An 11,001-nucleotide genomic window follows, 5' to 3' on the forward strand; every position below is an offset into this window, starting at 1 on the left:
GCCTCCCACGCTGCGTCGTCCCCGGCATGATCGAGAGGGGACCTGAAACGTGTGCCCCGGCACCAGCGTGTCCACGCGAACGGGCCGCCCGTACCACTCTTCGCAGTGGCGCGTACGACCCGTTCAGGCGTATCGGCGAAGGGAGCGGGTCAGTCGCGGGCCGGTTCGACCGAGTCGGCGGCGGAGCGCGCGTATCCGCCGTCCAGCTTCGAGACCAGGCCGGTGACCTGGCGGGCGATGTCCGGGGCGGTCAGGCCGATCTCCGCCATGACCTCGGCGCGCGAGGCGTGGTCGAGGAAGCGCGGCGGGATGCCGAAGTCGCGCAGCGGCAGGTCGACGCCGGCGTCGCGCAGGGCTTGCGCGATCGTCGAGCCGACCCCGCCGACGCGGGAGTTGTCCTCGACGGTGACGACGACGCGGTGCTTCTCGGCGAGCGGGGCCATGGCCTCGTCGACGGGCTTGACCCAGCGCGGGTCGACGACGGTGGTGGAGATGCCCTGCCGGTCGAGCAGGCCGGCGATCTCCAGGCACATCGGGGCGAGGGCACCCACGGAGACCAGCAGCACGTCCGGGGCGTCGGTGCCGGGCTCGCGCAGGACGTCCATGCCGCCGACGCGGCCCACGGCCGGTACGGCGGGTCCGACGGCGCCCTTGGAGAAGCGGACCACGGTCGGCGCGTCGGTGACCCGCACGGCCTCGCGGAGCTGGGCGCGGACCTGGTCGGCGTCGCGCGGGGCGGCCAGCCGCAGCCCGGGGACGACCTGGAGGATCGACATGTCCCACATGCCGTTGTGGGAGGCGCCGTCGGTGCCGGTGATGCCGGCCCGGTCCAGGACGAAGGTGACGCCGCACTTGTGCAGGGCCACGTCCATCAGCACCTGGTCGAAGGCGCGGTTGAGGAAGGTGGCGTACACGGCGAACACGGGGTGGACCCCGCCGTGGGCCAGGCCCGCGGCGGAGGCGGCTCCGTGCTGCTCGGCGATACCGACGTCGTAGACCCGGTCCGGGAACCGTTTGGCGAACCTGTCGAGACCGACGGGCTGGAGCATGGCCGCGGTGATGGCGACGACATCCTCGCGCTCCTCGCCGAGCTTGACCATCTCCTCGCCGAAGACGGACGTCCAGTCGGCGCCGGAGGAGGCGATCGGCAGGCCCGTGTCGGGGTGGATCTTGCCGACGGCGTGGAAGCGGTCCGCCTCGTCCGCGAGGGCGGGCTGGTAGCCGCGGCCCTTCTCGGTGAGGCAGTGCACGATCACCGGGCCGCCGAAGCCCTTGGCACGGGTGAGGGCGGACTCCAGCGCCCCGATGTCGTGGCCGTCGATGGGGCCGACGTACTTCAGGCCCAGGTCCTCGAACATGCCCTGTGGGGCGATGAAGTCCTTGAGGCCCTTCTTGGCGCCGTGCAGGGTGTCGTAGAGGGGCCGGCCCACGACCGGGGTGCGCTCCAGGACCTCCTTGGTGCGGGCCAGGAAGCGCTCGTAGCCGTCAGTGGTGCGCAGGGTCGCGAGATGGTTGGCGAGGCCGCCGATGGTGGGCGCGTAGGAGCGCTCGTTGTCGTTGACGACGATGACCAGCGGGCGGTCCCTGGCGTCGGCGATGTTGTTCAGCGCCTCCCAGGCCATGCCACCGGTGAGCGCGCCGTCACCGATGACGGCGACGACGTGGTCGCCGGCCTTCCGCAGCTGGTTGGCCTTGGCCAGGCCGTCGGCCCAGCCGAGGACGGTGGAGGCGTGGCTGTTCTCGATGACGTCGTGCTCGGACTCGGCCTGCGAGGGGTAGCCGGAGAGGCCGCCCTTCATCTTCAGCTTGGAGAAGTCCTGCCGGCCGGTCAGCAGTTTGTGCACGTAGGACTGGTGTCCGGTGTCCCAGAGCACTTTGTCCCGGGGGGACTCGAAGACGCGGTGCAGGGCGAGGGTGAGCTCCACCACGCCCAGGTTGGGGCCGAGGTGGCCACCGGTCTTGGAGACCGCGTCGACGAGGAAGGTCCGGATCTCCTCGGCCAGCTGGTCCAGCTCCTCCGGGGTGAGCCGGTCCAGATCGCGCGGTCCCCTGATGCGGGTCAGCAGCGGCACCCGTGCCTCCTTGCAGTAGAGCTGATCGAGCTGTTGCCGGGCTCGTCGAGTCTAATGTTCCGGTCCGGTGCCCTGCGTCCGGGCGGTGCTTCATACGTCACGTCCTCGGCCCTACCCATGACCGGACCGCGCTACAACACGTGACGCGACACGTGACGCGACATGCCTGTGCCCGGTACCGCACGGGTACCGGGCACAGGATGTGCTCCGCGGACGGTGCCGCCGCGGGAGCGGCAGGCGGGCGCGGCTAGGCGCGGCCCGCTGTCTTCTGGGTCTTGCGGGTGACGGCGTCGATGACGACGGTCGCCAGCAGCACGCCACCGGTGATCATGTACTGGACCGGCGAGGCGATGCCCTCGAGGGCGAGGCCGTACTGGATCGAGACGATCACCAGCACACCGAGGAGCGCGTTCCAGGTGCGGCCACGGCCACCGAAGAGAGACGTACCGCCGATCACGGCCGCGGCGATGACGTTCATCAGGAACTCACCGGTGCCCGCGCCCTGGTTGGCGGAGGCGATCTTCGAGGCGACGAAGAGGCCGCCGATCGCGGCGAAGGTGCCGGCGACCGCGAAGACCGAGATCCGGACCATCTCCACGTTGATACCGGCACGGCGGGATGCCTCGACGCTGCCGCCGAGCGCGAAGACCTTGCGGCCGTAGGTGGTGCGGCGGAGCACGAAGTCGGTGAGCACGAGCACCGCGAGGAAGATCACCACGGCGAGCGGGAGGCCCTTGTGCTGGTTGTAGACGATCGCCACCACGAAGGCGACGACGGCCAGCAGCACGGTGCGCACGATGATGTCGTTCAGCGGACGCGAGGGGATCCCGGCGGCCTCGCGGCGGCGGTTTCCCAGGAACGCGGCGAGGAAGTACGCGACGACGGCCACGGCGGCAAGGCCGTAGGCGGCCGCGACATCGGTGAAGTAGTAGCTGGTGAACTTCCCGACGATGCCGTCGCCGTCCAGGTTGATCGTGCCGTTGCTGCCCAGTATCTGCAGCATGAAGCCCTGCCAGAACAGCAGGCCGGCCAGGGTCACGGCGAAGGCGGGGACGCCGATGCGGGCGAAGAAGAAGCCGTGGATCGTGCCGGCCACCGTGCCGGTGAGGATGGCCAGCACCAGGGCCAGCACCTCGTTCATCCCGTGCGAGACGTTCAGCACCGCGAAGGCCGCGCCCGCGACGCCGCTGACCGAGCCGACCGACAGGTCGATCTCGCCGAGCAGCAGCACGAAGACGACGCCGACGGCGATCATGCCGGTGCCGACCATGGCGACGGACATGTCGGAGAAGTTGCCGGCGGTGAGGAAGTTGGAGTTCAGGCCGGTGAAGATGGCCCAGATCACCACCAGGCCGATGACGACGGGGACGGACCCGAGGTCACCGGCCTTCATCTTGCGCTTGAACTCGCCGAGGTAGCCGGCGAAGCCCTGCTCGCGGACCAGCAGCCGGGGGTCGACGGCGGTGACCGCCGCGGCGGCCGCCGCGGTGTTGTCGACGACGTGGCCGTCCGTCGGCGTCGAGGTCTTTTCGGTGCTCACTTGCTGACCTCCCCATGGGTACGCGCCGCACGACGGGTCACGGCGTTCTCCGTGGCGCCGGTGATGGCGGAGATGATCTCCTCCTGCGAGGTCGACTTGACCTCGAAGATGCCGTTGTTGCGCCCGAGGCGCAGGACGGCGACCTTGTCCGCCACGGCCTTGACGTCGGCCATGTTGTGGCTGATGAGGATGACTGCGTGGCCGCGCTCGCGCAGCCGCTCGACCAGGTCGAGGACCTGCGCGGTCTGCTCGACGCCGAGAGCTGCTGTGGGCTCGTCGAGGATCACCAGCTTGGGCTCGCCGAGCATGGACCGGGCGATCGCCACGACCTGGCGCTGACCGCCGGAGAGCGAGGCGATCGGGATGCGGACGCTGGGGATGCGGATCGACAGCGTGTCGAGCAGTTCCCGGGAGCGGCGCTCCATCTCCACCTCGTCCAGGACACCGCGCTTGTGGATCTCCCGGCCCAGGTAGAGGTTGCCGACGACGTCGATGTTGTCGCACAGCGCGAGGTCCTGATAGACCGTCGCGATGCCCAGGTTCTGGGCGTCGTGCGGCCTGTTGATCTGGACGGCCTTGCCGTCCCACTCGATGACGCCCTCATCGATGGGGTGCACGCCGGCGATCGTCTTGACCAGCGTGGACTTTCCGGCGCCGTTGTCACCCACCAGGGCGACCACCTCACCGGCACGGACCTCAAGCTCTACGTCGGTGAGCGCCTGGACGGCACCGAAACGCTTGGAGACCCCGCGCAACGCCAGCACGGGCGTAGCGGACACGTGAACCATCTCCTTCGCCGCCTGACCCGGCGGGAGGTTGTGCAGAAGTTGGGGGGTGTTCCGACCGGCGCCCCGCGTAGCCTGCGGGGCTGGTGTGTGCGGGGCGCCGGCGGAGCTCATGGCAGTCGGTCCCATACGGGAGTCCGGTGTGGGCTCCCGTACGGCTCGGGGGACTGGGGGACTGCTGGGATCAACCGGTCTACTTGAGACCGACCTTGTCGCAGGCGGCCTTGTACTTGGCCGTGCAGATCTCCTCGACCGTGTAGACACCGTCCTTGATCACGGTGTCGTTGATGTTCTCCTGGGTCAGCGACACGACCGGGACGAGCACCGAGGGCACGCCCTTGGTGGTGGGGCTGTCGACCGAGTCCTTGGCGATGGAGTCCAGCGACTTGCCCTGGGCCAGCGCGACGGCCATCTCGGCGGCGGCGTCGGCCTCCGGGGCGTACGGCTTGTAGACGCTCATGTACTGCTCACCGGTGACGATGCGCTGCACACCCGCGAGTTCGGCGTCCTGACCGGTGACCGGGACGTCGATGCCGGCGGCCTTCAGAGCGGTGATGATGCCGCCCGCCATGCCGTCGTTGGCGGAGTAGACGCCGACGATCTTGTCCTTGCCGATGGCGGAGATGGCGCCTTCCATGTTGGCGTTGGCGTTCTCCGGCTTCCACTCCTTGGTGTCGTACTCGCGGCCGACCTCGACCTTGCCGTCGAGGACGGAGTGCGCGCCCTCCTTGAACAGGGCGGCGTTCGGGTCGGTGGAGGAGCCGTTCATCATGACGATCTGGCCGTCCTCGGCCTTGTCGCCCAGCGCCTCGAGCAGGGCCTCGCCCTGCGTCTTGCCGACGGTCACGTTGTCGAACGAGGTGTAGGCGTCGATCGGGCCCTCGGCCAGGCGGTCGTAGGCCACGACCGGGATGCCGGCGTCCTTGGCCTTCTTGACCGAGCCGGCGATGGCCTTGGCGTCCACCGCGTCCAGGATCAGCACGTCGACCTTGTTGGTCACCATCGTGTCGACCTGCTGGTTCTGCTGGCTGGCGTCCTGCTTGGCGTTGGCGTAGACGACCTCGGCCTTGTTGTTCGTGAGCTCCTTGATCTTCTTCTCGATCAGGGGCTTGTCGAACTTCTCGTACCGCGCGGTCTGGTTCTCCGGCAGGAGCAGACCGACCTTGATGTCGTCGCCCTTGGCGGCGGAGTCGCCCGAGTCGCTGTTGTCGTCACTGGACTCGGCGGCACTGCCGCAGGCGGCGAGAGAGACGGCCAGTGCTCCGGCGGCTACGGCAATGGCGGTACGACGCATACGGGTGTTCACTTCAGAAACCTCCCTGACGAGGCCGCAACGTTGCGGCCGAGGTGGCTGGAAGTCAACTCGGCCACACGTGCGACGTCAAGAAGTAAATCCTTAACGAGATGGCAACGGTGCCAATCGTTCTCTAAGTGAAGGCGGGGGAGGTCGCGGCGAGGGTGTCGTTCACCGTACTGTCCAACAGGGTCGAATCGCCCATTTCGCTCAGGGCGAGGGCGAGGGCGCCGAGCACCTCCGCACGGCCCCCAAGTGCCCCGGGCAGTACGGACAGCTGGCGTGCGGCACTGGGGATCGCATAGCGGCCGACGGACTCCCTTATGGGCCCGAGGACCAGTTCACCGGCCTCGGCGAGGTCACCGCCGAGAACCACCCTGCTCGGGTTCAGCAGATTGCAGAGATTGGCGACTCCGCTGCCGATGTGACGGCCCACGTCGGCGATCACCCTGCGGCAGCCCGGATCACCGTCCCGCGCCAGCCGTACGACACCCTCCATGGTCAGTTCCGTGCCGTGGCTGGGCTGGAGCAGGGGCAGCACGTAACGGGCCGCCGTGAAGGTCTCCAGGCAGCCGCGGTTGCCGCAGCGGCAGACGGGGCCGGACTCGTCGAGCGTGATGTGCCCGATCTCACCCGCGGTGCCGCCCGGCCCCCGGTAGATCTTCCCGTCGATCACCAGACCGGCGCCGACGCCGCTGGCCACCTTGATGTACGCCAGGTCGCGCACGCCCCGGCCGCTGCCCCAGACCATCTCGCCGAGAGCCCCCAGGTTCGCGTCGTTGTCCACGTGCACGGGCACGCCGAGCCGCCCCCGCAGCTCCTCGGCGGGCCTGGTGCCGGTCCAGCCGGGCAGGATCGCGGTCGAGCCCAGGGTGCCGGACTCCACGTCGATCGGGCCGGGCACGCCGAGGCCGACCCCGGCGATCTTGGCGCGGTCCACGCCGGTCGCCCCGATCAGCCGGTTGACCAGTTGTTCCGCCCGGTCGAAGCCCTGGGCCGCGGAGGCGTCCACGTCCAGCGGCTCGGACTCCTCGGCGAGCACCTGGTGGGCCAGGTTCCCGACCGCGACCCGTAGGTGGGTGTGCCCGAAGTCCACGCCCACGACGATCCCGGCGTCCCCGCTGAGCGAGACGCTGCGGGCCCGGCGGCCGCCCGAGGAGGTGGGCGTGACCTCGACGGTCCCGCTCTTCTTCAGTTCCCGGACGATATTGGACACCGTCGCCGCCGAAAGGCCCGTGGTCCTCGCGATCTCGGCCTGGGTGAGCGAGCCGGCCAGACGTACTGCCCGGACGACCCGCTCAAGATTGGCTCGGTGCAGCGACGACTGCGACCCCGGAGTCTCCACGACGACCTCCTGCGCGCGGGGCCGCTTCGGTGGGGCCCCGTTCCGTGTCCAACTAGTGAACTCTAAGATGAGCTGTTCGGGTTGCCTCACGTCAAGAGGTTGAACCATTTCCGGGTCCTTGGACACACGTGCGCCCGTCGCCGGCCGGGGGAGAGCGGCGGGTGCGCGAGGCGACCCGGAGGGTGACGCCGGATCCGGCGCGGTCCGGGCGGCGGGCTCTACTTCAGGGCACCCGCGGTGAGTCCCTGCACGACCTGGCGCTGGAAGACGATGTACGCGGCGAGCACCGGGAGCATCGCCATCACGAGGCCGGCGAAGAGGCCGGACCAGTCCCCCTTGTAGCCCTGGCTGACGGCCAACTGCACCAGGCCCTGGGTGAGCACGTGCTTGTCCTCGTCGGTGTTGAGCACGGTGGGCAGCATGTACTGGTTCCACTGGCCCAGGAAGTTGAAGATCCCCACGCTGATCAGGCCCGGTTTGGCCATCGGGAGCATGACCTGGAAGAATGTCCTGCTGTGCGAGGCGCCGTCCACGAACGCGGCCTCCGCCACGCTGCCGGGCAGCGTCCGGAAGAACGCGGTCAGGAAGAACACCGTGAACGGCAGCGAGTACGCGACGTAGACCAGGATCAGCCCGTGGACCGTGTTCAGCAGGCCCATGTTGTTGACGACGTAGAACAGCGGGACCAGGGCGAGCATGATCGGAAAGCTCATGCCTCCGATGAACAGGTAGTAGATGAACCGGTTGCCCGGGAACTCGAAGCGGGCCAGCACGTAGGCGGCCATCGAGCCCAGCACCAGGGTGCCGATCAGGGAGCCGCCGACCACGAGGACGGTGTTGAGGAAGTAGTCGCTCATGTCGGCCTGGGTCCAGGCCCGCGACCAGTTGTCGAAGTGCAGCGAGTCCGGCAGCGACCAGGGTGAGCCGAAGATGGAGGCGTCGTCCTTGAAGGACGTCATCACGGCCCACACCAGGGGCAGCACCACCATGATCGCCCAGATCACCAGGATGCCGTGCGAGAAGACGTTGAGGACGCCGCCCTCCCGCTTCTCCCTCGGCTCCTTCGCGGGCGTGCCGGGCGGCGGGCCGGCCTTGGTGAGGGTGGCACCGGGCTCGGCGGGTACGGGCGCAAAAGGCTCGGTCGTCTTCATCGGATCAGTACTCCAGCCGCTCGCGCCGCCCCAGCCTCATCACGAGGGCGGCGAACGCCAGCGTGACGAGGAGGAGGGCGACACCGATGGTGGTGGCGTAGGCGGCCTGGCCGTCGCGGAACGCCTTCTGGTACACGTACAGGACCATGACGGTGGTCGAGTAGTCGGGGCCGCCGGGGCCGGTCGTCATGATCTGTACGACCGCGAACGACTCGGCGCCCAGCGCGAGGATGCCCATGTAGACCCAGCCGGACTGCACGGTGTCCCAGAGCAGCGGCAGGGTGATGCGGAAGAAGGTCGTGAAGCGGCCGGCGCCGTCCAGCAGCGCCGCCTCGTAGAGGTCCAGCGGGATGGAGGCCATCCCGGCGGAGAAGAGGACCACGAAGAAGCCGACCGTGGACCAGACGAGGACCGCCATCACGCACCACAGGGCGAGGTTCGGGTCGCCCAGCCAGATCGGCTGGACACTGTCGAGCCCGATGCCGCGCAGGAACGAGTTGATCGCACCACTGTCCGGATTGTACGCGAACGCGAACAGCAAAGCGACGATCGCAATGGAGAGCACCTGCGGGAAGAAGTAGACGATCTTGTAGAAGGTGGAGCCCCGGACCCCCGCGACCACCGGCCCGCCGCGGCGCCGCCGCCCGCCCACATTGATCATGAAGGAGAGGAACAGCGCCAGGCCGATCGTCGCCACCGGCACCAGCAGGGCGAACAGCAGGCTGTGCTGCAACGACTTCCAGAAGATGTCGTCGTCCAGCATGCGTGCGTAGTTGGCGAACCCGACCATCTCGAAGTCGGGGCTCAGACCGGTCCAGTCCGTGAACGAGTAGTAGATCGACTGGACGAACGGCCAGACGACGAAGAGCGCGTACAGCCCCAGGGGAACCGCCAGGAACCCCACGATGAAACGGTACTTGCCGTGCTGCATGTGCTGCGACCCCGATCTGCGCGCGGGCTGCCACCGGGGCCCGCCCGGCAACGGCGTACCGGACGGGCCCCGGTGACGGGTGCTCACTGCTTGTTCTGGTTGCTCCGGCTGTTCACTGGTGCTTGTAGTGCTTGATCGACGAGTCCTTGGCGGTCCCGTCGGCGAAGGCCTGGATCTTCTTGATGGTCTCGGCCGGGGTCGCGCGGCCGGCCATCATCTCGCCGAGCCCGGAGACACCGATCTTCTCCTTCTGGAGCTGCACGTACCAGTCCTGCAGGCGCGGGTTCACCACGTTCTCCCCGGCCGCCTCCAGCGCGGCGACACCGGACTTGAGGCCCGGGGTCAGTTCGATGCCGTCGGTGCCGCCGTTGTACGCGGTCAGTGACTTCACCTTGCCCGTGAAGTTCCTCGAGGACGCCTCGCCCAGCATGATGCGCAGTTGTTCCATGCCGCCGGCCGCGTTCGCCGCCTTGGCGGGGACGACGAAGGGCTCGCCGCCGGAGGCCCAGATGGTGCCGAAGGGCAGCTTGTCGGAGGAGTCCAGGCCGGTGGGCGCGGAGACGGCGAGGTCGAAGTCGTCGGGCATGACGTTGGCCGCCTCGTTCTCCACCCAGGAGCCGTTCGGGATGAACAGCGCGTCGCCCTTGGCCCAGGCGGTCTGGGACTGGATGTGGTCCAGGCCCGGGGTGCCCTCGAGGACGTATCCCTTCTGCTGGAGTTCGTAGTAGGCCTCGAAGCACGCCTTGACGGCGGGGTGCTTCCAGGCGTTCGGCTCCAGGTTGTCGATGGCGTCGAGCACCTCGCGCCCTCCGACCTTGCCGATCATCGGGTACAGCGAGAAGGGGATGTAGTACGGGTACTTGCCGGCGTAGGTCCAGCCGGCCATGCCCTTCCTCCTGGCCTTCGCGCAGACCGCGAGCATCTGGTCCCAGGTCTCGGGGTACTGCTCGTCGAGCGAGTCCAGCGCCTTCTGCGAGTACCAGACGCCGTAGACCGTGTAGGCGTAGTAGAGGATCCAGACCTGCTCGCCGTCGAACTGGCCCATCTCGACGATGCCGGGGCGCAGCGTGTCGCGGACCTTGGTGCCCGGGTCGTCGTAGGAGGGTGCGTCCAGCAGCGGGGTGAGGTCGGTGAGCTGCTTCTTGCCGACCAGAGTGCCCATGTCCATCTGCTCGGCGCCCGAGTTGTCGATGAGGTCGGGCGGGGTGCCCTGGTTGAAACGCGGCTGCAGGGTGGACTGGATCTTCTGGGTGGCGGAGAACTTCACCGTCGCGCCGGGGAATGCCTTTTCGTACACCGTCACGGCGTCCTCGGCGTACTCCTTGCCGAAGCCGCCGTCGAACAGGACGAATTCCATCTGCGCGGTGTCATTGACGCCGAGCGGGTTCTTCGCGGTCTTCTTGCCCGCCTCGGCCTTCTCCTGGTCGTCCCCGCCGCCGCTGGCGCACGCGGACAGGAAGCTCATCGTGGGGACGGAGATCAGGCCGAGCGCCGCAGACCGCTTGATCAGGTCGCGGCGGCCCACCCCCGCGGCCGGGCGGACGGGGGTGGGGTGGCCGGGAACGCCTCGCTCGCGGATGCCGTCGTACTCGGCGGAGTTGGATCCCATGCTCAAGTCCTCGCCTTCTCCAGGACTCAGGCGGTGAACCGGATCCTCCCCGGCACCGCGTTCGGGTCGTGCTGGGTCGTGCAGGAAGTGCGGGCAGTGCAGGACGGGGTGGCACTTGCTGTTCGGGAGCTGTGAAGAAGCCCGGAGTGCCGACAGGTATAGTCCACTTTCCGCCGACGGAGCAAGATCGAACACAAGGTTCACCGGTGGTCTTTTCCGAGTTGAGACCTGGCGGAAATATGAGCGGTCGTCGTGTTCCGAAACGGAAGAATCC

At 68.4% G+C, this 11,001-nt stretch carries 8 protein-coding genes; all 8 read right to left on the minus strand.

Annotated elements, in window-relative coordinates; translation table 11 throughout:
- Window positions 1-149: 149 nt before the first annotated feature.
- Entirely contained in the window at window positions 150-2,072 is a 1,923-nt protein-coding gene (dxs, locus tag HUV60_RS06270) for a 1-deoxy-D-xylulose-5-phosphate synthase (protein WP_257853853.1), read from the minus strand.
- A gap of 247 nt (window positions 2,073-2,319) precedes the next feature.
- Window positions 2,320-3,612 (minus strand): sugar ABC transporter permease, encoded by a 1,293-nt coding sequence (locus HUV60_RS06275; protein ID WP_257853855.1) that lies wholly within the window; start codon window positions 3,610-3,612, stop codon window positions 2,320-2,322.
- Window positions 3,609-4,400: an ATP-binding cassette domain-containing protein gene (locus HUV60_RS06280; protein WP_257853856.1), complete on the minus strand. Its 792-nt coding sequence runs from the start codon at window positions 4,398-4,400 to the stop codon at window positions 3,609-3,611. The genes HUV60_RS06275 and HUV60_RS06280 overlap by 4 nt, the downstream gene beginning before the upstream one ends.
- Before the next feature lie 190 nt (window positions 4,401-4,590).
- Window positions 4,591-5,691, minus strand: a complete 1,101-nt coding sequence (locus HUV60_RS06285; RefSeq protein ID WP_257853993.1) for a substrate-binding domain-containing protein — start codon at window positions 5,689-5,691, stop codon at window positions 4,591-4,593.
- Between the two features lie 133 nt (window positions 5,692-5,824).
- Entirely contained in the window at window positions 5,825-7,036 is a 1,212-nt protein-coding gene (locus HUV60_RS06290) for an ROK family transcriptional regulator (RefSeq protein ID WP_257853857.1), read from the minus strand.
- A 218-nt stretch (window positions 7,037-7,254) separates the two neighbouring features.
- Window positions 7,255-8,187 carry a carbohydrate ABC transporter permease gene (locus tag HUV60_RS06295; protein WP_257853858.1) on the minus strand — a complete coding sequence of 311 codons (933 nt, stop codon included), beginning with the start codon at window positions 8,185-8,187 and terminating at the stop codon, window positions 7,255-7,257.
- 4 nt (window positions 8,188-8,191) lie between these two features.
- A complete protein-coding gene (locus HUV60_RS06300) occupies window positions 8,192-9,118 on the minus strand; it encodes a carbohydrate ABC transporter permease (RefSeq protein ID WP_257853859.1) in 927 nt (308 codons plus the stop codon).
- Window positions 9,119-9,230: 112 nt separating this feature from the next.
- Window positions 9,231-10,727, minus strand: a complete 1,497-nt coding sequence (gene ngcE / locus HUV60_RS06305; protein ID WP_257853861.1) for an N-acetylglucosamine/diacetylchitobiose ABC transporter substrate-binding protein — start codon at window positions 10,725-10,727, stop codon at window positions 9,231-9,233.
- Between the last annotated feature and the right edge of the window lie 274 nt (window positions 10,728-11,001).

The organism is Streptomyces sp. KMM 9044 (assembly GCF_024701375.2).
Lineage (GTDB): Bacteria > Actinomycetota > Actinomycetes > Streptomycetales > Streptomycetaceae > Streptomyces.